Below are 21,408 nucleotides of genomic sequence, written 5' to 3' on the forward strand. Positions count from 1 at the left end.
TATCTTTATCAACCGCAGAGTACGCGGAGGTCGCAGAGTGGCAATATTACGGCGCGATGTTATCGCACTTATAATTTATCCTTACGTTCCCTCTGCGTACTCTGCGTACTCTGCGGTTAAATCGGAATTCCAAACCCAATTGCAACAAAAAACGACTCTCTACATGTGTATGCATGTAGGAGTCGCTTTATAATACTGATAAAGTTAGACTTAGTTTGGCTTATTTACGTGCTAGTACGACTTTTGCTGCTTTAACAATATCAGCTGTTGTTAAATTGTATTTTTTCAAAAGCTCATCAGGTTTGCCTGATTCACCGAAAGTATCCTTGACACCAACACGTTCCATTGGCACTGGTGTAGTTTCTACAACGACTTCGGCTACAGCACTGCCAAGTCCGCCAATAACGCTGTGCTCTTCGCAGGTTACGATAGCCCCTGTTTCTTTAGCGGCTTTTGCAACTGCGTCTTTGTCGATAGGCTTGATTGTGTGGATATTTAATACCCGAGCTTTTATACCTTCGGCCGCTAATTCTTCAGCTGCTTTCTTAGCTGGCGCCACCATTATGCCTGTAGCAATAATAGTTAAATCAGTTCCATCAGCTAACTGAACGGCTTTGCCGTGTTCAAAAACATAGCTGTCATCAAAAAGATCTGGAACAGATGAACGACCCAGTCTAAGATATACAGGTCCTTTGTACTTAGCTGCAAACTCAACAGCCCTGCGAGCCTCAGCTGCATCGGCAGGAACAATAACAGTCATATTAGGAATGCTGCGCATAAGGGATATATCTTCAATAGCCTGGTGAGAAGCTCCATCTTCACCAACCGTAAGACCAGCATGAGTTGCTGCAATCTTAACATTAAGCTTAGGATAGCAGATAGAATTGCGAACCTGCTCGAACGCGCGTCCAGCTGCAAACATTGCGAAAGTTGATACAAATGGTATTTTACCAGCAGCGGCAAGACCAGCAGCAGTTCCCATAAGGTTTTGCTCTGCAATACCAACGTTAAAGAAACGCTCAGGATGAGCTTTTGCAAAAACGTTAGTTTTAGTAGACTTGGATAAATCTGCGTCTAAAACGACAATATCTTTAAGCTCGGCCCCTACATCACGAAGAGCGTCACCATATGCTTCACGAGTAGCTTTTCCCATTATCCAACACCCCTCTCCTAATCATCCAGTTCGCCAAGAAATAATTGACATTCTTCCTTGGTCGGTGCTTTACCATGCCAGTCAGCTACGTTTTCCATCTGGCAAACGCCTTTACCTTTTACGGTATGGGCAACAATAACTGTAGGCTGCCCTTTCACTGTTTTAGCAGTTTGGATAGCATCATAGATAGCATTGATATCATGTCCGTCAATTTCAATTACATTCCAACCAAATGCTGCCCATTTTTCAGGAATAGGCAGAGGAGACATTACCTCAGCGACCGGTCCGTCTATCTGTAGACCATTAAAATCAACGAATGCTGTAACATTGTCTAGCTTGTAATGGCCTGCGAACATCGCTGCTTCCCACACCATACCTTCTTCTAACTCACCATCACCTAACACAGCAAAAATACGGTTGCTGCGACCATCAAGCTTGCTCGCTAGAGCCATACCATTGGCTGCACTTAGACCTTGTCCAAGTGAACCTGTCGACATATCAACCCCAGGCAGATCCTTCATGCTCGGATGTCCCTGCAAACGGCTGTTAATCTTACGCAGTGTAAGCAATTCTTCTTCTGGCAAAAAGCCTTTCTCACAAAGTGTAGCATAAAGTACTGGAGCAGCATGACCTTTGCAAAGCACAAATCTGTCGCGCTCAGGATCATTTGGATTTTTCGGATCAACTTTCATTTCGGCAAAATATAAAGTTACTAAGATATCTGCAGCCGAAAGAGATCCACCTGGATGACCTGAATTAGCCTCAGTAACCATCTTTACAATATTTCGCCGAACTGACCTAGCTCGGTCTTCTAGTTGTGTTACTTGTTCAGCCGTTAATTTTTCAGCCATATGTAAATCAACCTCCTTACATTCCTTAAAAGATTCTATATTAACCGCAGAGGGCGCAGAGTACACAGAGTGGATACGGAAATTTACCGCGCGATAATTATCGCACATAAAATAATCCTATTAGTAACCCTCTGCGACCTCTGTGTACTCTGCGGTTAGTAAACGTCACCCTTACTTCGTTCGTGTAAAGCCTTCGCCTAGCACCTCGTGGACATCGGCCACAATTACAAAGGCGGTTTTATCTATTTTATATATTATATCCTTAAGGGCAGTAACTTCGCTTGTACTTACTACACATAACAGCGTTTCCCGGAACTGTCCCGTATATGCACCTCTGCCTTGCAGGTAAGTGGCACCTCGCTCCATTTCTTTTAGAATGGCTTGAGCAACATTGTCCGGGGAATTTGTCATAATAATAAAAGCTTTAGCTGAACTAGGACCCTCTTGAATAAGATCAATAATATGAGTAGTTACAAATAGTGATATCAGAGCGTAAAGCGACAGCTCAGCACTTTCAAACAAAATACCGGCAAGTGCAATTACAAAAAAATCTACCATTAATAAAGATTGACCAATACTTATACCAAAAATTTTGTTAATAATAGCTGCAGCTAAATCAGTGCCAGCCGTTGTTCCCCTAAATCTAAAAACCAACCCCAAACCTATTCCGCATAGTACTCCACCATATAGCGAACTGAGCAATAAATCCTTAGTAAGAACAGGTGTAAATGGCGCAGTACTGTCGATAGCTATAGATAAAATAGCTGCACCATAAAGGGTATTAATACCAAACCTTGTCCCTAGCACCTTTAAACTTAGTAAAAATAGCGGAATGTTTAGAGCAAGCATGGTTAATCCGACAGGTGATCCAAAAACGTAGTGAAGGACAGTAGCCAGACCGCTTACTCCGCCTGCAGCTACCTTGTTAGGGATTAGGAACATATTAAGACCGACTGCAGTAACAACCGAACCCAGGGTTATTCCTAAATACTGGCGCAGCCATTTTGGCATGCTTCCACCTCCGCGCTAAGTTCTAAACTCTAACGCTGTGAAGATTTCACCGGTGTAAATCCTTCCCCTAGAACTTCATGGGCATCTGCCACAATAACAAAAGCTTTTTGATCTTTTTGATATATTAATTCTTTAAGCTGAGTTACTTCACTCGTACTAACAACACATAGCAGCAATTCACGATCCTGTCCAGTATAACCGCCTTTACCTTGCAGAAAGGTAACGCCGCGGTCGATTTCATAGAGAATACCATCAGCTACTTGCTGGGGTTTATCCGTCATAATTAAGAATGCCTTAGACGTACTTGGTCCTTCCTGAACCAAGTCGATAATCTGCGCTGTTACAAAAATAGAAATTGTTGCATACAAGGCGAGCTCTGGGCTTTTAAAAACAACCCCGGCGAAGGCAACAACTAGAAAATCTGCAGCTAACAGTGCCTGCCCTACACTAATACCATATAGTTTGTTTAAAATAGCAGCAGCCATGGCTGTTCCGGCAGTGTTGCCTTTGAATCGAAAAACCAACCCCATCCCAATACCACTTAAAACGCCGCCGTATAAAGAACTAAGCAGCAAATCGTGGGTTAATACGGGAGTATATGGTGCAAGTAAATCAATACTGATCGATAAGGCAGCTGCTCCATATAATGTGTTTAAGCCATAGCGAGTTCCTAATATCTTTATACCTACAAAGAACAGAGGTATGTTAAAAGCCAGCATTATTAAACCAACAGACCAGCCTGATAAATAATGCAGTACCGTTGCTAGGCCGCTGACACCGCCGGCAGCAATTTTATTAGGAATTAAAAACATATTTAAAGCAGCAGCAGTTAGTACTATGCCAACGGTCATACCCGCATATTGGCGCAGCCATTTGTTCATCCAATCACCTCCGCGCTTTGCTGGCAGCGATAAGTTCTATTGCCAGTTCGGCATTACGGAAGGCTTTATCCCGTAATGAATTTATTCTATCATCCTGAGGCCTGTTATCTGCGTTGATTTGCGGCCATATTTGTCGTACCTTATTAAGCAATCCATCAACTGTTACACTTTTCAGTGTACCAACATGCTTATCACCGATAGATTCGAGAAATCTGTCAATTTTGGGGTCATATGAAATACCAATTGCCGGAACATGCATAACACCAGCAAAAATCAGCGCATGCAATCTTATGCTGATAAGCATATCTAAATTACCCACAAGTGATAATAATTCACTGGTAGTATATTCATCGTTAAGCAACACAGAAGGATATTTAGCCCTGCCAGCTATTTTTTGTGCTACTTCGACATCCTCAGGAAACTGCATGGGCAGATAAACAATTTTGGCACCAAATTCTTCAACAATTTTGTCAGCTGTTTGTGCTAATACGTTCTTATAATGTCCCCAGTCTTTCCATTCACGAACAGCTATACCTACTAAGGGACTTGCGCCTCCCACGCCGTATTTACGCAGAATAGCACGACCAATCTGCTTGTCGACCTGATGAATAGCGAGTACCGGGTCTGCCGTAACGTAAACATTGGGCTTTGTCACTTTCAGCCGTTTAAGCTCGTCGCGTGAACCTTCGTCACGCACAGTTATTAAGTCTACCATATTGCCGATATAGCTCATAGCTCCCCGAGCAAGTGAGCCACACACCGGACCAATTCCTTGGGCATACAACATAACTGGCTTTCCAAGCTTTTTGGCCAGCATCATAATACTTAGATAATAGTACAAGCTGCGATCACTTGTGACATCCTGCAATAGACTTCCGCCGCCGCTTATTAGCAAATCACTTTTAGCTAGAGCGCGAACAATCTCAGGATAATTAAGTCTATATACAGCGGCAACACCATGACGCTTTCTGGTATCTTCAGGATTTCCTGATATAACAGTAATTTTAACATTTGGGTCCAAATCGGTTAAAACTTCAATCATTGCAGCCAGCATTGCTTCATCGCCGGCATTAGCAAAACCATAATAACCGGAAACTACTATTTCACTCATGCTTAGCCGGTCCCCTTCCTAAAGCGAAGGATATATAATATAGAATATGCGCACCAATCGCTGCTATTATTCCGACAATTATCCCCATAGCCAAACCATCTAAAGCGCGTATAAACGACATAAAGACAGGTGTTCTCAGGTGGGCAAAAGTCTCGACAAGTGAGCCTTGTGCAATCGTCGCAACTACCACTAGTACGTAAAATAATGCTATTGGCCACTTGCGATATACAGCCATTACTGCTAAAAAGAATGCAGGATGGCCAATCATAAATTCTTTTCCTCTCGGCCTTGCATACATTACCTGTTCAAAGAAGGCTCTCATTTTAAGTTCGAATGCTGGAACAGGTACACCAGCTGTATGACCTGACCGACCTATAAATACCCAAGCAGCAACAGCAGTTACTGCCAAAATCAGCAAGCTTTTGAGCTGAACAGGGTAATTTAATATTTTGACAGCCTGATCCCATATGCTATGAGATCCACCGTCCTCACTCTTGAACATATCATAACGTACCAAAAAGGTAAGCGTAATTAAAATAAGTGGTCCAACAAAGGTAAGCTTTACACCACGGAAAATTTCCATCTCCAAGAAATAACGGACATCCCCTAGCGTTGCAGCTACATAAAAACCGCCAACAAGTGATAAAAATACGGCAATAGTCAAACTAGTTATAGCTGCACCGATAATCCTCATCAGTGATACACTTTTATATGGAACAATTGAGCGCCAACGATCCAGCATCCAGGTCATAGTCAAGACCGGGAAGATAATAGCACTAACTAATGCAACCGCCTGCCGTACAAGCATACCGCTGCCTTTTAGCAAAGGAACTGCTAGTAAAACAGATATTACAGCAACGATTATATACTGATATTTTGCGCTAAACGGTTTTAAAAGAGTCAAATACAGCACACCAGCTGCCGTTGCACCAATGCAAATTATTGCTAAAAGTAATGGGCTTGGGAAATATGGCTGATATGTTCCCGCTCTTCCTATGGTAAATCCTTTAGCAATTAACTCGTTATTTACACTAGATATATAATCGATATTAGTCTCGATTAGGGTTTTACCAGGCTCAGGCTTATCGTATTTGCGCATAAGATTCATGCGAATATTACGTTCCTGGTCGGTAAGTACCCAACGCTGCACAGCCTCGTCAGTTTTCAGCTTTGGCTGCTCATCTTTTGGTATCACGTAAACCCTTGCTGCTTGATAATTGATCGCCGCAGCTAATTGTGTTAAACCTTCTTGTTTTAGAAACTGAAGCTGGAGCGGATGTTCAATCATTGCCAATGTAAGCTTTTGCTGCTTAAACTTTTCTGCAGTAATCGCTAAGTTGTCAGGATAACCTAATACTTCTTCCCCAACAAACATAACAGATGATACGTTTTCTGTAACAGCTAAGCGATCAAATACTGCTTGTACGTCTTGTGCCGTTACTTTTGTATAGTTAGTTGGCCGTGCAACTATGTAGAAACCATTTGCGGCTACTTCCTTCATCTCGTCTGTTGGTAAACCCAGGTTCCATTTAACAACCTTTTCGAAATTAGCCTTAATATCGAGCACTTGACGGCCGCCGATATTTAAGACGCTGACACGGTCAGCTGAAAGCCGGCGCTCAAGATCATTTTTAACTTCACTGAACACGCTGGCGTCTTGACCGGTTATATAAATATCTTCAGATTTAATACTCCCTGCTTCAGCTAAAGCGCGCCATGACGGATCAGATAACGTTCCAGTTCGATACTGATGCAGGATTTGCGCTCCCTGAACAGAAGTAATTTTACCGCTTTTATTTAATTTTTCTAAGGTAGTTTCATAGACAGCCAGCGAGGTAATTCCTGCTGATTTCAATTGAGCAAGTACACTTTGTACTGGCACACCTTCGATCTGCGCTAATTCAACCGCATCCTCATAGTCCATTATTAACTCAACTGTTGTATTATTCTCTTCAACCTTATGTCTTTGCCAGCCAATAGTAAGAGCTGCCATCAAGCCAAGAATTATCAAGGCTACTAAAACCCGGTTATATTTGAAGTGCGTCAACAATCTCTCCACCTTATGTAAAAAATCACAAACTCCCACTATTATCTTATCTAGTTTTACCTATTAAGCTAATCCTTTATGCAAAATTAACTTATTCTGCCACAGAATGGCAATATCCTGCCCTGAAGCAAAAAGTTTTAACGAAAAAAAACGGTTTAAACCGCAGAGTACGCGGAGTACGCGGAGTGGTTACAGAGAGAAAAAAGCGCGATAAGTATCGCACAAAAACACACCCTTTGCGGTCCCTCTGCGCCCTCCGCGTACTCTGCGGTTCAATAAGGAAGCCTCTATAGTTGTGCTATAGAGGCAGTTACTAATATATGTTACGGTCTGTTATCCGTATAAATAACTACTCTTCCCTGTTCGAGGACTATATTGCGGACTTTTACATCAAACGGAAGCTTTTTTAAGTCAAAGATCGGGACTTCAGTCAGCATGTTGCCGCCGATACTGCCGACCAAGTTGTTATTGAGCAGAATTCTGTCTGTAACAAATTTAATCTTTTGTCCGTCGCCCACAATCTTACCTTCGAGCGTAATTGCGACAGTGGCAAAACCGCCTATTGAAAAGTTGCTGCCTACTTGGATCTTATCTGGAGTAATTGCAACAGTGGCATTTTTAATACCTTTAACAGACTGATTCAAAAACCGGGCCAGTTCCTCCTGTGAAAAAGCAACTTTTAGATCGACCTCACCAACGGATTGAATAGCAACCAACCTGCGGCTGATAAGAGTACCCATATCAAGCTGAACATCTTTGAGTACAGCATTAAGTTCACTGAAGGTGATCCTATCAGTTTTAGCATTTTGCGCATTTAAGGTAATCTTATCGAACTTCCCGCCCAGCATAAGAAGTGCGGGACGTTTTTCTACGTCAGCTTTCACATTCTCACTGCCAGTAAGACTTACCATACCTTGAGACATGATGTCTGATATGGCAATAGGCAGCAGCAGCTGGCTGCCAAGCAGCAATACACAGATTATACCAAGCCCAATAATTAATCTTCTTGTCACAGGCCCTCGCCTCCATGAGAGATGTGGTATCCTATTGCATCCCGCTTTTTAAGTAAGCCTCTACGAATAAATCAATATCGCCGTCCATAACAGCTTGGGTGTTTCCAGTTTCCGCACTGGTCCGATGATCTTTAACCATGTGATATGGATGGAATACATATGAACGAATCTGACTACCCCATTCAATAGCTTGATATTCCCCAGCTATTTCGGCTTTAGCCTCAGCCTGTTTTTGACGTTCCAATTCAAACAGTTTAGCCCTTAATAATTTCATACATTGTTCACGATTCTGAATCTGAGAACGCTCACTTTGACACTGAACAACCACTCCGGTTGGTATATGAGTCATCCGAACAGCTGAATCGGTTTTGTTAATATGCTGTCCGCCAGCACCACCTGCTCGGAAAGTATCAACTCTTAGATCAACTGGATTTATATTAATATCAACATTATCATCGATTTCTGGCATTACATCAACTGCAGCAAATGATGTGTGTCTACGACCGCTGGCATCGAATGGAGAAATTCTTACAAGACGATGAACACCTTTCTCCGATTTTAAATAGCCATAGGCGTTGCGACCGGAGATAAGAATTGTGGCACTTTTTACACCAGCTTCATCACCAGCCAAAAAGTCCATTGTTTCTACTTTGAAATCATTTTTTTCAGCCCATCGCACATACATTCGAAGCAGCATCTGAGCCCAGTCTTGAGCTTCTGTACCGCCAGCACCTGCGTGCAGCGTCAGTATTGCATTATTAGCGTCATATTCACCGGAAAGCATCAGCATTAGCTCGAGATGCTCAATATCTTTGGCAATTGACTTGATTGCATAAGTTACATCAGGATAGACACTCTCATCCTTTTCATCCATTCCCAGCTGCCAAAGAATTGCCATATCAGCGTGACGTTCATACAAATTATTGTATTGTGCGACAGCGTCTTTTATGCCTGTCAGTTCCTGCATAACCTTTTGAGCCTGTTCAGGCTGATCCCAAAAACCCGGCTCACTAATCTTATATTCTAACTCAGCAATTTTCTCCTCTTTGCCAGCTACGTCAAAGAGAAACCCTCATTTCGCCAAGCTTCTTTTCCATATCAACAATTTGCACCCGCAAATCTTCTAAAAGCATTGTCTCAACTCCCTTAAAAAGCCGTAAAATTTAACCGCAGAGTACGCAGAGATCGCAGAGGGCTACTATGCGATAATTATCGCACAGTAAATTTATATAGCTCTGCGTTCCCTCTGCGTACTCCGCGTACTCTGCGGTTCATCGTCATTCTTTATCCTTAAAAAACTTATTTCGTAGCGCAGCAGTGTTTATATTTTTTGCCGGAACCGCATGGACAAGTGTCATTGCGGCCGATTTGTTCTTTATTTACATGGGGCTGTTTTGGTTTTTCTGTTTCTTCGTCTTCCCCATGGCTAGCTTTAGCCTGTTGAAGATGATCTTCAGGCTGGGTAACAATATTAACCCTAAAGATATATTTGACTATATCTTCTTGGATATTTTCTATCATCTGCTGGAACATATCATATGCTTCAATTTTATATTCAATAAGCGGATCACGCTGACCGTACGCTCTGAGGCCGATACCTTCACGCAGCATATCCATATGGTCCAGATGTTCCATCCACTTGCCGTCTACTACCTTGAGCATTACGACCTTTTCAAGCTCCCGCATATTGTCTTCCCCAAATAAGAGTTCGCGAGAGTCATAGGCCTCGTTAGCAACCTTCATTAATTCTTCTTGCAGTTCCTCACGGCTTAATTTCTCAAGATCGCTTTGTACTAGTCGTCCTTCAGGTGCAAAGAAGCCGTTGCAGTATTCAATAAGACCGCTGTAATCCCAATCTTCAGGGAACAGTTTTTCATTAGCGTATATTTCCATAGCCTTATCAACAATCTTGGAAATCATATGGAAAATATTCTCACGCATGTTTTCGCCCATAAGGATTTTACGGCGCTGACCATAAATAACCTCACGCTGCTGGTTCATAACATCATCATATTCAAGGACGTGTTTACGAATATCGAAGTTACGTGCTTCAACTTTCTTTTGAGCTGTCTCAATTGAACGAGTAATCAGGGTGTGTTCAATTGGTTCATCTTCTTCCATGCCAAGTTTATCCATAATGTTGGCGATATTATCTGAGCCAAACAATCTCATCAGTTCATCTTCTAAGGATAAATAAAAACGTGATGACCCCGGATCGCCCTGACGTCCAGCACGACCGCGAAGCTGGTTGTCGATCCGGCGGCTCTCATGCCGTTCGGTACCAATAATATGCAGTCCGCCTACTTCAGAAACACCTTCGCCTAAAACAATGTCCGTACCACGTCCAGCCATATTTGTAGCAATAGTTATTGCCCCAGGCTGACCAGCACCGGCGATTATTTGTGCTTCCATCTCATGGTACTTAGCATTAAGTACATTATGAGGGATATTGCGCTTTTTAAGCATTTCGCTCAAGTCTTCAGACTGAGCAATTGAAGTGGTGCCGACAAGCACAGGCTGACCTTTGGCAAAACGCTCAACAAGCTCGTTAATAACCGCTTTATATTTAGCTTTTTTAGTTTTATAGATAACATCTGGAAGATCCTGACGCTGAACTGCTTTATTAGTCGGGATTACAATAACATCTAAGTTATAAATTTTGCGGAATTCAGGCTCCTCGGTTTTAGCAGTTCCTGTCATGCCGGAAAGCTTTTTATACATCCGAAAATAGTTCTGGAAGGTAATCGCAGCCAAAGTTTGGCTTTCGCGTTCAATCTTAACGCCTTCCTTAGCTTCGATGGCCTGATGCAAACCATCTGAGTAACGGCGGCCAAACATAAGACGACCGGTGAATTCATCAACAATAACAACTTCGCCTTCGCGTACTACATAATCGCGATCACGTTTCATTATAGCCTTAGCGCGAAGTGCCTGATTGAAGTGATGGGACATTTCAATATTTGAATTATCATATAGATTGGTAATACCCAGGATTTTTTCTATTTTTGCAATACCGCCCTCAGTTGGCAGCACAGCTTTAGCCTTTTCGTCAACAGTATAGTCTTCGTTTTCCTTAAGCTTGACAACAGCTTTTGATAAAACATAATACAAATCGGTTGATTTTTCGCCAGGGCCGGAAATAATGAGCGGAGTTCTGGCTTCATCAACTAAAATACTATCAACCTCATCAATAATTGCATAGTTGAGCTCTCGTTGAACCATCTGCTCTGGATAGATTACCATGTTATCACGAAGATAATCAAAACCGTATTCATTATTTGTACCAAAGGTAATGTCACAAGCATAGGCAGCTTTCCGATCAGGGAAATCTAAGCCGTGTCTAATCAGACCAACAGATAATCCAAGATAGCGGTAAACACGCCCCATCCACTCACTGTCACGCTTAGCCAAATAATCATTAACAGTAATTACATGAACGCCTTTACCTGTAAGAGCATTTAAATATGTAGGAAGCGTACCAACTAATGTTTTACCTTCACCAGTTCGCATTTCAGCAATACGTCCTTCATGAAGAGCAATACCCCCCAGCATCTGAACATCAAAGTGACGCATGCCCAGAACACGGCGGGAAGCTTCCCTAACAACAGCATAAGCTTCCGGCAGCAGATCATCCAGAGTTTCGCCAGTTTCCAAACGGCGTTTAAATTCGCCTGTCTTGCCGGCTAATGACCCGTCGCTCATTTTTTGCAGCTCTGGCTCATACTCATTAATTTTCTCAACATATTTCATCATTCGCTTTATTTCTTTTTCATTATCATCGCCAAATAGTTTCTTAATAAAACTAAACAACAAGATCACTCCCTGAAGTTGGCACATTTTTGACAATATGCATTATTATCCCTATTTTAGAATTTTAACAGACAAAGACCAATAAGTCAAAAAACTCCGTTAGCTATGTACATGAATTTAGTATATGCGCAGTTAACGAATAATATATTAACCGCAGAGTACGCAGAGTACGCAGAGAAAAAAATGAATTTAAATTGAAATTATGCGCGATACTATCGCGCCGCTTCCCTTGGTAACCACTCTGCGCCCTCCGCGTACTCTGTGGTTAAACAAATCGTCCCCCACAACAAAAAACCAGCCCTAAAGGGCTGGTCATATACTGCACTAACTGCCGTGGCTGACGACATTTGTCTTATCAGCAGTTTCATTTTTAACTGGTTCAATTTTCTTTTCAACCCAGACCGGATTGTGGTGCTGGGCCTCAGAAAGTGGCTGAGTGCCGTCACCGAACATTGCCTTGAATTCACCCCAGTTATAAATACCTAGGAAGATATGGACAAACATAAACAGTCCTAAGAAAATACCAAATACCAAGTGAATCTTATCGGCCCAGTAAATAAATACTTTTGGAGCTACCGGAATAAAGGCATATAACAGCCAACCTGTAACGATTAGTAATATTCCACCAAGCAGAAGACATATACCAAAGATTTTCTGTCCTGAATTCATCTTATCCATTGGCGGAACAGTAATTTCTTTACCTAGCAGCATTTTTTGCGGATATCCACCGCCAACAAGCATCCAGCCGACATCACGATCATCCCAATTAAAAATAAGTCTTATGAAAGCAATAATACGATCAAGCGAGAAAAAAGTATAAAGCAAAGCGGATATAGTTAAGATAACGGCCCCAACAATATGGATTTTCATTGATATATTAACGAAATCTTCGCTGCCTGTCTTTAACCATAAGATAAACCCAGTAATAGCGGCAGGCATAAAGCCAAGGATTAATCCCCAATGAAACAGCCGTGATCTATGTGGATGTTTAAGCACGCGCGGTCCTTGTGCATCATGATGACCCATACTAACAATCACCTCCTAGACAGATAATCTCTATTAACCTAATTTTGTTCTATCGATATAACGGGTATGAAATAATTCCTCAGACAAATGACTGAGAGGCTTACCGGCAAACTTACTGTACATTTGCTGTAGTCCAGGATTATTATGACTTTGCCTTACTTTAGCCTTAACATCATCTTTGTAGATACCCTGAGCTCTCATCTTTATATACTTGCTGCGGTCCTGCACAAGATCTGTTGCTGCATACGCACCAGTCCACAGTACAGCGCCAGCTACGCCCATTATTCCTAAAAATTCGCGACGCGATACCGTAACTGCTTTTTCTACATAATCATAACGTGCCATAAGTCATCCCTCCTTACGACCATGGTAATATGGCTTTCCAGTTGCCAAGCCAGGAAGTTCCCATTGGGTTTATTGGCTGTCCGCCGCCGTTTACACAGCCGCCAGGACAATTCATTACTTCAATAAAATGATAAGGTGATGTGCCAGCTAAAACCGCTTCTACGACAGGCTTAAGATTTTCTTTTGCCCCATGAACAACTGCCACTTTGAGCGTGATATCTTTTCCCGTTTTAGCATCCTTCATAGTAACGCTCGCTTCTTTCAGACCCTTCAAACCACGCACCGGTGTATATTCCAATACCTCAAGCTCTTTACCGGTAATTACATAGTATGCAGTTCTAAGCGCAGCTTCCATAACACCGCCAGTGTTACCGAAAATAGTACCTGCTCCACTATACTGTGCTAATGGATTATCAGCGTCAGTGAAAGGCTCTACATTATTAAAGTCGATATTAAGCTTTTTAAATAATCGAGCCAAGTCGCGTGTAGTCAGAACAGTATCAACGTCAGGGTAGTGTCCAGTACGGCCATGATGTTTCCAATACTCAGAGGCACTCGCAAACTCAGGACGCGAAGCTTCGAATTTTTTGCCTGTACATGGCATTACAGCAACTACATACATATCTTCTGGGTTAACATGCCAAATCTCTTTAGCCCCATAAGTCTTCGCAAGAGGTCCCGCCATCATCATAGGTGACTTGGCAGAAGACAAATTAGGCAGAATACCTGGATAGTATAGCTCGGCGTAGCGAACCCAGCCTGGACAGCAGGATGTAAACTGTGGAAGCGCACCAAGATGGTGTTCCGTAGGTTCACCTAAGATGTAGTGTCTTATCTTTGCAATTAATTCACTGCCCTCTTCCATAATTGTATGGTCAGCTGCGAAATTAGTATCAAGGATTTTAAAACCAACTTTTTTTAGCGCCCCGTATAACTTTTCGGTAACCAACGTCCCAGGTTCCATACCGAATTCTTCACCTATAGCAACCCTTACTGCCGGAGCAATTGTAGCCACAACGGTCATTTGCTTATTTTTTAACTTTTCAATAACTGTATCTACGGTATCTACAGTATCTTTAATTGCACCGAATGGACAGTTAACTAAACATTGGCCGCAAAAGATACATTTTTCGCTATCAACTCTATGCACCGCCCCATATTTGCCGCTAATAGCATCAGTTGGACAGAATGCTTTACAAGAATCGCAGCCCTTACATTTTTTTCGATCAATTTCTATGATATTATTTAGTTCTTGTGCTTGAAATCCCTTCATAACAACCCTCCTTACCTCCTCAAATTTGAAAATAACTCAATAGCTTATTGTTTACACATAAAGCTAATTAGAGCAATTAGGAAGTGTTTTAAATAACAAAAGTATTTTTAGGGGAGACAAAAGTATTGTACTCTAAAATTGCAATTGTACATCTTACTTTAATGTAACAAAGCCGTACTTGTCAATACAGATGGCCTTTATCGTAATTTTCAGTAAATACTTGCGATAATTTAGCAGAATTTTGCAAATGCTATTCTATTAATATTAGTGATGTATTTTTATTATTCATATTGGATATAATTTCTAATATTTTTCTAATTTTTCAATAACAAGATCAATGGACGTATACATGTCGCTCGTTGATTCTTCGCCACGAAGCAGCATACCGTTAAGTGGTACTGTCACCTCAACAATATGACGTCCTTTTTCTACAATCAGGATTACAGAAATTTCACCAACGGTGTCAAAGAACCTTGTAACTTTGCCCACCCGTTTTTCTACATACTCTTTTAATGCTGGTGTAATTTCAATGTTCTTCCCTCTTACTGTGAATGTTGCCATGGTAATCCAACCCCTTTCCTGTATCCTATAATACTATTATTCTCCATAAATAAAAAAAATCCTATCTAAAGTTTACAAATATTTAGACAAATTTGTGGAATTGACGATTTTACCGCAAAGGCGCGAAGTACGCAAAGGAATTTTAGCGCCTTTGCGGTTCAGCAACGGCCATTCCCCATAAAATAAAAACCCGACTTATAAATAAGTCGGGTTGATTATTGTTTTATTTAATTAAGCTTTTGCAACGTTTGCAGCTTGAGGACCGCGAGCGCCTTCAACAATGTCAAACTCTACGCTTTGACCTTCAGTCAAAGTTTTGAAACCTTGATCTTGGATAGCGGAGAAATGTACGAATACATCGCCACCGTCTTCTCTTTCAATAAAACCATAACCTTTTTCTGCGCTAAACCATTTAACTTTACCAATCATTCTGAAACTCCTCCTAGAAAAAATAAACTGGCGCACCAACTACTGGGCCACAAATAAGAGTATAGCAGTTGTGGTTATAATTGTCAATGAATACCAGCTTATAATATTTTAGAGAGGAATGACTTGGTGCGCTCTTCCTGAGCATGGGCAAATATAACATCAGGCGTGCCTTCTTCAACAATTCGCCCTTCATCCATGAAGATAACACGATCGCCAACTTCACGGGCAAAGCCCATTTCATGGGTTACTACGACCATTGTCATACCTTCACGGGCTAGTGTCTTCATTACTTCAAGCACTTCGTTTACCATTTCAGGATCAAGCGCAGAAGTTGGCTCATCAAATAACATAATTTTAGGTCGCATCGCGAGCGCTCGTGCGATAGCAACCCTCTGCTGCTGACCACCCGATAACTGGTCAGGATAAGCATGTGTTTTATCAGCTAGTCCGACCTTTATAAGGAGGTCTTTAGCAATCTTCTCGGCCTCATTCTTAGGCATCTTACGCACCTTGATGGGGGCCAAAGTTATGTTTTCAATGACAGACATATGCGGGAATAAGTTGAACCTTTGGAATACCATTCCTACTTCTTCGCGAACTTTGTTTATATTTGATTGATTTGTAAGAGGAATTCCATCAACTACTATTTCACCATCAGTCGGCTCTTCTAGGTAGTTTATACAGCGAAGCAGTGTACTTTTACCTGAACCGCTTGGTCCTATTACAACTACCACTTCTTTTTCCTTTACAGACGCATCGATCCCCTTTAGAACATGGAGATTGCCGAACTTTTTATGGATATTCTTAATGCTTATCATCAATCTTGTACCTCCGCTCCAGGTAATCAACTAAGCGGGAAATTGTAAGTGTCATTACCAAATAAATGAATGCAACAGTAAGCCAAATTTCAAACGAACCATACGTACGGGCAATAATTAATTGACCGCGGCGGGTTAGTTCTTCAAAACCGATAACCGAAACAAGTGATGAATCCTTTAGCATTGCAATGAATTCATTACCTAGTGGCGGAATGACGCGCTTAAAGGCCTGGGGTAAAATTATATAACGCATAGTTTGCGCCCAAGTCATACCGAGTGAGCGTCCTGCTTCCATCTGCCCTTTATCAATTGACTGGATACCTGCACGGAAGATTTCTGCAACGTATGCACCGCTGTTAACACTGCAGGCAGTAATTGCTGCGATAAATGGGTCAATTCGCGTACCTAATATCATTGGCAAAGCAAAGTATATAATGAATATCTGAACCAATAGCGGGGTTCCCCGGATAAAATCTACATAAATACCCGCAAGAAACTTAACAGGCCAAATCTTAGATAAGCGAGCAATACCAACAAACATACCGATTAGCAGACCAAAGCTCACACTAAGTGCGGTGATCTGAACCGTTACGCCTGCTCCTGCTAAGAGAAGCGGAAAGGAACGGATAACTAAATCAAAATCAAAATTCATTCACTTTCACCCTTAATTAATAATTAATAACTTTTGTTGAATATTAATGCACATAATGATTATATGCACATGATATGGACATGTCAACCCTTTATTCACGCCAGTTGTACTATCACCAACCCACTAACTTGCCTGTTAAGGCACAAAAATAAGAAGCTCATTACATGCCGTACCACGCTAAGCTTCTTTGCCTAAATTAATATATATATAAAATTATATACTATGTTTTCACATATTAACATCCATATATTTGTCAAAATTTATAAATATACTGTATTCTTTATGCAAGCGACGAATTAATATTAACCGCAGAGGGCGCAGAGTACACAAAGGGTTACGAAGAGTGGTTGATATTTTTAATTTGATGCGAAATTATTATTGCGCTCGCTTATCATTAACCACTCTGCGACCTCTGCGACCTCTGCGTACTCTGCGGTTAATAAATGTCACCCTAAAACAAAACGAGCGCAATCGTACTCGCGCTCGTTAAATATATTACTCAGGCTTTTTACCGAACCATTTAATGTAGATTTTTTCGTACTCACCGTTTTTCTTAAGTTCGTCTAAAGCTTTATTAACTTTTTCGTTAAGCTCAGTGTTTTTCTTAGCAGTAGCTAAACCGTAGTATTCAGAATTTGCAACTTCACTTACAAGCTTAGCATCCTTGTCACCGCTTTTGGTCAGATAGTACGCATTCACAGGTAAGTCATTTACTACAGCATCTACACCGTTGTTTTTAAGCTCGATATAAGCTTCAGAGCTGCTGTTGAACTCTCGAACTTGTGCGTTTTTAATCTTATGAGCAGCTTCAGCCCCAGTTGTACCAATTTGGACAGCTATGCGCTTTCCTTCAAGATCCTTAAAACCATTAATTACAGCATTGCTGCTCTTAACTACAATCGATAATCCGGATTTGTAGTAAGGCTGAGAAAAGTTAACTTTCTTAGCTCGTTCATCGGTAATTGTCATAGCTGAAGCAGCCATGTCAATAGTACCTGCATCAAGAGCAGGAATTAAGCCGTCAAAGCCGATGTTTTGAATTTGAACTTCGTACCCCATTTGCTTACCAATAGCTCTAGCCAAGTCCATATCAAAACCAGTATATTCCTTGCTTGTTTCATCCTGAAATTCAAACGGTGGAAACGTGGTCTCAGCACCAACTCGTAATACTTTCGCTGTAGAAGAGTTTGTTTGCTTACCGCAGCCAACCAATCCCAATGACAAGATAAACACTGCCAACAATAAATACGTCGCAATTTTCTTAGACACTATATGTACCCCCTAAATGTATCTCTTTATTAAGTATACTATTTTTTTAATACATATCAAACGCAACCCCGTCACGTATAAGCCTGTGAAGCTAGATTAATCGAATTGGCAGCCTATTTCCTCTCATTACCTGCTAAATGCGATTAAATAGTAGTGATGGGATACGATTTAACCGCAGAGTACGCAGAGGTCGCAGAGGGAACGATAGAGGGATTGATTTTATAATCATGCGCAATAATATTGCGCTGTATTTCCCTCCGTCACCCTCTGCGTACTCTGCTTACTCCGCGGTTAAAAAACGTCCACAAAAACAAAAACTGGCGCGATATTCTCGCGCCAGCTAGTTTCCATTATTGAGGTTTTTTGCCGAACCATTTAACGTAGATTTTTTCATACTCGCCGTTTTTCTTGAGTTCGTCAATAGCTTTATTGATTTTTTCATTCAACTCAGCATTTTTCTTGGAAGTTGCTATACCATAGTCTTCGGAAGTTAGACGGTCGCCAACTGTTTTAGCGTCCTTGTTGCCGCCTTGAGCTAGGTAGTACTCGTTAACAGGCATATCGTTGATTACTGCATCTACGCCGCCAGCTTTAAGTTCCATGATTGCTTCTGGAGCAGTATTAAACTCACGGACCTTAGCATTTTTAATTTTCTTAGCTTCATCAGCACCAGTTGTGCCAATCTGAACAGCAATATTTTTGCCTTCAAGATCCTTAAAGGACTTAATAGTATCATTGCTGTTTTTAACAACCATAGTTAAGCCGGATTTATAGTAAGGGCTGGAGAAGTTAACCTTTTGTTTACGCTCATCAGTAATTGTCATTGCAGAAATAACTGCATCAATATTGCCAGCTTCTAAGGCAGGGATAAGTCCATCAAAGTTTAAGCTTTGAATTTGTACTTCGTAACCCATCTGCTTACCAATTGCTTTGATTAAATCCATGTCAAAGCCAACATATTCCTTTGATTTTTCATCTTGGAACTCAAACGGAGCAAAAGCTGTATCAGAACCCACTCTTAAAACTTTAGCTTGCGCAGCTGGCTGCTTTGTTTGTCCGCCACAACCTGCTAAACCAAGAGCTAGCACGAACATGCCTAATACAATCAGAGCTATTACCTTTTTAGACACTATAAGAACCCCCTCAAATTATGTATTACAACTACATACATAATTATACACAAATCATGTATTAATAATCAAGACTTTTTTACGTTAAAGTACTAAGAAAATAAACATTAGAGTGTAACTCTGTAACTTTAACATTAGTTCACTTAATTTAATATTACAATAAAAAATACGTCTTGCACCGAGCCTTAATAGACGGTGCAAGACGATACTCACTTTTATGTATGTAAGAACGTTTATACTTTTATAGAATAATAAAAGCCCGGATATTCCGGGCGTTATTAGATACTTTATTATGCTTATCTATTTGAGCTAAAGCAATCGCGGCAATAGATAGGACGATCGTTGCGAGGCTTGAATGGTACTTGAGTAGTAACGCCGCATTGCGCACATACAACTTGATGCATTTCGCGCTGTGGACGAGCATCACCGCCATCACGACTGCGTTTTCTTGAATCGCGGCATACACGGCAACGTGCTGGTTCGTTTTCAAAGCCTTTTTCTACGTAAAACTCTTGCTCACCTGCTGTGAAAACGAAATCTGATCCACAGTCCTTGCATTTAAGAGTTCTGTCCTGGAAAGCCATTAAAGATATCCCCTCACCTTATGATTTTTAAGGACCACTGCTTAGCCGACCTGGTCTTTGACCCCACACCCGCCTGCTGGAAGTTTCGCTACTAGGAACTATCCCCTCACTACTTCTACTCTCGGGTAATTATTTTATGTACAAGATTCCCGGCAGGTCTTACCTCTAAGCCGCACCATGATCAGAGCCGCTTTTGGACTCCTTACGTGGATCGTTTCGCCTGCGACTGGCATCGACTTTCAACCACAGACCTAAGCAATAGGTTCTTAAAGTAAATTATAATTTTTATGGCAATAAATTGCAAGGGAAAATTAAGGAAGATATTTCGGTGGCTAGACGAGCAAGTTCATCAACCAGCCGATGTTATGCTCCCTGGATTTATTTACAGTAGTAACGATTGCGTCTACAGGAATTTTGATAATAGCCTTACCTGAGTCTTGATCAGTTATATATATTTGCGACAACCCTCGATCGTCCAACTCAGAGGATATTTTAACGTTTTTATTTGCAAAAAGTTTATCTAGATATTCCAATGCATCTTTCTTAGCTTCTTCAGAAACGCCTTTATCAGCTTCAATTTGCAAATTGTTATTAATCATCACCTTCGACTCGGCCGGCAAAGGTTTTACCGAAACGTCCAATGAAACCTGACTATTAGTAAGCGGAGCCAAAGATAATACCATAAAAAACACTCCCCGTAAATAATCCATATATTAGTAAATTTATCCAATATATATACCTTATTTTACAAATAATTTGATACTAGTCAAGTCTTTTTTATGGAGACTAGCGCAACACTATATTCCCTCAAGTAATTCATATTTAATTATTCTTCTATGGTAGGTATGATCTAATAAAACCGATACGGAGGGAAAGATATGTCCACTTAAGTAGGCGACATGAAAATAGGTCAAAATACGTAATTTAATAGATATCGCCTGAACATCCCAAAAGAAATTTGGATATTCAGGCGATAAGTGCAATATTTTAAAATTCCAACCTGACACAACTCCGCTTTCTAGTTAACGATATCTACAAAGCCTCCTATTTCATAATAAGGGCTATACTTCCCCTTGCATGTATAAGTACCTATTTGACTGTTAAACCATAACCCTTTGCTAATCCGCACCGATAGTTTGGCGGATTTACACAACTGTACCTGCTGTTGTCGACAAAACCAGACATATGAGGGTGACGATTGGTCGCCGCAATAACGCTCATGCTTTAACCTCTGTGCATTGGCAATAATCCTAATTGCATTAACCCGTTTGTTATTTATAGAGAAATAATCCAAGTAACCAATAATGTTACCACTGTACTTAGAAATAATCATAGTCTACCCGCATATAACATAATTTTTATATTATATGAGGGTATTAATAATTTATTCCTTAAATGGATAGATATTGCGCAATTTCTTATGCTGCATTTATAGGATTATTAG

The 21,408-nt window shown here is 41.0% G+C and carries 20 protein-coding genes and 1 pseudogene; all 21 read right to left on the reverse strand.

Annotated features, from left to right (window positions below; translation table 11 throughout):
- Window positions 1–220: 220 nt before the first annotated feature.
- The 21 genes and pseudogenes from V6C17_RS05080 to V6C17_RS05180 all read right to left on the reverse strand — a co-directional run bounded on the left by V6C17_RS05080 (window position 221) and on the right by V6C17_RS05180 (window position 21,185).
- Complete coding sequence (locus V6C17_RS05080; RefSeq protein ID WP_333521463.1) at window positions 221–1,153, reverse strand: transketolase family protein; 933 nt, start codon at window positions 1,151–1,153, stop codon at window positions 221–223.
- A gap of 17 nt (window positions 1,154–1,170) precedes the next feature.
- On the reverse strand, window positions 1,171–2,004 hold the full coding sequence (locus tag V6C17_RS05085; protein WP_333521464.1) for a transketolase: 834 nt from the start codon (window positions 2,002–2,004) through the stop codon (window positions 1,171–1,173).
- Between the two features lie 171 nt (window positions 2,005–2,175).
- On the reverse strand, window positions 2,176–3,015 hold the full coding sequence (locus tag V6C17_RS05090) for a YitT family protein (RefSeq protein ID WP_333521465.1): 840 nt from the start codon (window positions 3,013–3,015) through the stop codon (window positions 2,176–2,178).
- A gap of 29 nt (window positions 3,016–3,044) precedes the next feature.
- Window positions 3,045–3,896 carry a YitT family protein gene (locus V6C17_RS05095; RefSeq protein WP_333521466.1) on the reverse strand — a complete coding sequence of 284 codons (852 nt, stop codon included), beginning with the start codon at window positions 3,894–3,896 and terminating at the stop codon, window positions 3,045–3,047.
- 4 nt (window positions 3,897–3,900) lie between these two features.
- A complete protein-coding gene (csaB, locus tag V6C17_RS05100; protein WP_333521467.1) occupies window positions 3,901–5,007 on the reverse strand; it encodes a polysaccharide pyruvyl transferase CsaB in 1,107 nt (368 codons plus the stop codon).
- A complete protein-coding gene (locus tag V6C17_RS05105; RefSeq protein WP_333521468.1) occupies window positions 5,000–7,054 on the reverse strand; it encodes a DUF5693 family protein in 2,055 nt (684 codons plus the stop codon). Before V6C17_RS05105 ends, csaB begins: the two co-directional genes overlap by 8 nt.
- A gap of 323 nt (window positions 7,055–7,377) precedes the next feature.
- Window positions 7,378–8,067, reverse strand: coding sequence for an LmeA family phospholipid-binding protein (locus tag V6C17_RS05110; protein ID WP_333521469.1), 690 nt, complete (start codon window positions 8,065–8,067; stop codon window positions 7,378–7,380).
- A 31-nt stretch (window positions 8,068–8,098) separates the two neighbouring features.
- Window positions 8,099–9,200, reverse strand: a protein-coding gene (gene prfB / locus V6C17_RS05115) for a peptide chain release factor 2 (RefSeq protein WP_333521470.1) whose coding sequence is annotated in 2 segments (ribosomal slippage) — window positions 8,099–9,127 and window positions 9,129–9,200 — 1,101 coding nt in all. Because the reading frame shifts where the segments join, the coding sequence is not laid out codon by codon here.
- Window positions 9,201–9,366: 166 nt separating this feature from the next.
- A complete protein-coding gene (secA, locus tag V6C17_RS05120; protein WP_333521471.1) occupies window positions 9,367–11,877 on the reverse strand; it encodes a preprotein translocase subunit SecA in 2,511 nt (836 codons plus the stop codon).
- Between the two features lie 324 nt (window positions 11,878–12,201).
- The gene (locus tag V6C17_RS05125; protein WP_333521472.1) at window positions 12,202–12,903 is read right to left on the reverse strand and encodes a cytochrome b/b6 domain-containing protein; all 702 of its coding nucleotides are present in this window, start codon (window positions 12,901–12,903) and stop codon (window positions 12,202–12,204) included.
- A gap of 33 nt (window positions 12,904–12,936) precedes the next feature.
- On the reverse strand, window positions 12,937–13,248 hold the full coding sequence (locus V6C17_RS05130) for an iron hydrogenase small subunit (RefSeq protein WP_333521473.1): 312 nt from the start codon (window positions 13,246–13,248) through the stop codon (window positions 12,937–12,939).
- Window positions 13,249–13,261: 13 nt separating this feature from the next.
- Entirely contained in the window at window positions 13,262–14,521 is a 1,260-nt protein-coding gene (locus V6C17_RS05135) for a [FeFe] hydrogenase, group A (RefSeq protein ID WP_333521474.1), read from the reverse strand.
- Between the two features lie 309 nt (window positions 14,522–14,830).
- A pseudogene (gene hpf, locus V6C17_RS05140) lies at window positions 14,831–15,082 on the reverse strand (ribosome hibernation-promoting factor, HPF/YfiA family); the annotation flags it as partial.
- Between the two features lie 231 nt (window positions 15,083–15,313).
- Window positions 15,314–15,511, reverse strand: a complete 198-nt coding sequence (locus tag V6C17_RS05145) for a cold shock domain-containing protein (RefSeq protein WP_333521475.1) — start codon at window positions 15,509–15,511, stop codon at window positions 15,314–15,316.
- A gap of 98 nt (window positions 15,512–15,609) precedes the next feature.
- Window positions 15,610–16,329 (reverse strand): amino acid ABC transporter ATP-binding protein, encoded by a 720-nt coding sequence (locus tag V6C17_RS05150; RefSeq protein ID WP_333521963.1) that lies wholly within the window; start codon window positions 16,327–16,329, stop codon window positions 15,610–15,612.
- Window positions 16,316–16,981, reverse strand: coding sequence for an amino acid ABC transporter permease (locus V6C17_RS05155; protein ID WP_333521476.1), 666 nt, complete (start codon window positions 16,979–16,981; stop codon window positions 16,316–16,318). The genes V6C17_RS05150 and V6C17_RS05155 overlap by 14 nt, the downstream gene beginning before the upstream one ends.
- Before the next feature lie 495 nt (window positions 16,982–17,476).
- On the reverse strand, window positions 17,477–18,250 hold the full coding sequence (locus V6C17_RS05160) for a basic amino acid ABC transporter substrate-binding protein (protein WP_333521477.1): 774 nt from the start codon (window positions 18,248–18,250) through the stop codon (window positions 17,477–17,479).
- Between the two features lie 350 nt (window positions 18,251–18,600).
- Window positions 18,601–19,380, reverse strand: coding sequence for a basic amino acid ABC transporter substrate-binding protein (locus V6C17_RS05165; RefSeq protein WP_333521478.1), 780 nt, complete (start codon window positions 19,378–19,380; stop codon window positions 18,601–18,603).
- Between the two features lie 296 nt (window positions 19,381–19,676).
- Window positions 19,677–19,964: a zinc-ribbon domain containing protein gene (locus V6C17_RS05170; protein WP_333521479.1), complete on the reverse strand. Its 288-nt coding sequence runs from the start codon at window positions 19,962–19,964 to the stop codon at window positions 19,677–19,679.
- A 332-nt stretch (window positions 19,965–20,296) separates the two neighbouring features.
- A complete protein-coding gene (locus V6C17_RS05175) occupies window positions 20,297–20,647 on the reverse strand; it encodes a hypothetical protein (protein WP_333521480.1) in 351 nt (116 codons plus the stop codon).
- Window positions 20,648–21,053: 406 nt separating this feature from the next.
- Window positions 21,054–21,185, reverse strand: coding sequence for a hypothetical protein (locus V6C17_RS05180; RefSeq protein WP_333521481.1), 132 nt, complete (start codon window positions 21,183–21,185; stop codon window positions 21,054–21,056).
- Window positions 21,186–21,408: the final 223 nt, after the last annotated feature.

Origin of the sequence: Dendrosporobacter sp. 1207_IL3150, from assembly GCF_036763085.1 — a bacterium.
Classification (GTDB): domain Bacteria; phylum Bacillota; class Negativicutes; order DSM-1736; family Dendrosporobacteraceae; genus JBAIYU01.

Excerpts from the sequence above, each read along its gene's own strand:
- V6C17_RS05125 (WP_333521472.1), bottom strand. The coding sequence starts at position 12,903 with ATGGGTCATCATGATGCACAAGGACCGCGCGTGCTTAAACATCCACAT.
- V6C17_RS05175 (WP_333521480.1), bottom strand. The coding sequence starts at position 20,647 with ATGGTATTATCTTTGGCTCCGCTTACTAATAGTCAGGTTTCATTGGAC.
- csaB (WP_333521467.1), bottom strand. The coding sequence starts at position 5,007 with ATGAGTGAAATAGTAGTTTCCGGTTATTATGGTTTTGCTAATGCCGGC.
- V6C17_RS05155 (WP_333521476.1), bottom strand. The coding sequence starts at position 16,981 with ATGAATTTTGATTTTGATTTAGTTATCCGTTCCTTTCCGCTTCTCTTA.
- V6C17_RS05150 (WP_333521963.1), bottom strand. The coding sequence starts at position 16,329 with ATGATAAGCATTAAGAATATCCATAAAAAGTTCGGCAATCTCCATGTT.
- V6C17_RS05090 (WP_333521465.1), bottom strand. The coding sequence starts at position 3,015 with ATGCCAAAATGGCTGCGCCAGTATTTAGGAATAACCCTGGGTTCGGTT.
- V6C17_RS05095 (WP_333521466.1), bottom strand. The coding sequence starts at position 3,896 with ATGAACAAATGGCTGCGCCAATATGCGGGTATGACCGTTGGCATAGTA.
- V6C17_RS05135 (WP_333521474.1), bottom strand. The coding sequence starts at position 14,521 with ATGAAGGGATTTCAAGCACAAGAACTAAATAATATCATAGAAATTGAT.
- V6C17_RS05130 (WP_333521473.1), bottom strand. The coding sequence starts at position 13,248 with ATGGCACGTTATGATTATGTAGAAAAAGCAGTTACGGTATCGCGTCGC.
- V6C17_RS05145 (WP_333521475.1), bottom strand. The coding sequence starts at position 15,511 with ATGATTGGTAAAGTTAAATGGTTTAGCGCAGAAAAAGGTTATGGTTTT.
- V6C17_RS05085 (WP_333521464.1), bottom strand. The coding sequence starts at position 2,004 with ATGGCTGAAAAATTAACGGCTGAACAAGTAACACAACTAGAAGACCGA.
- V6C17_RS05170 (WP_333521479.1), bottom strand. The coding sequence starts at position 19,964 with ATGGCTTTCCAGGACAGAACTCTTAAATGCAAGGACTGTGGATCAGAT.
- V6C17_RS05080 (WP_333521463.1), bottom strand. The coding sequence starts at position 1,153 with ATGGGAAAAGCTACTCGTGAAGCATATGGTGACGCTCTTCGTGATGTA.
- V6C17_RS05180 (WP_333521481.1), bottom strand. The coding sequence starts at position 21,185 with ATGAGCGTTATTGCGGCGACCAATCGTCACCCTCATATGTCTGGTTTT.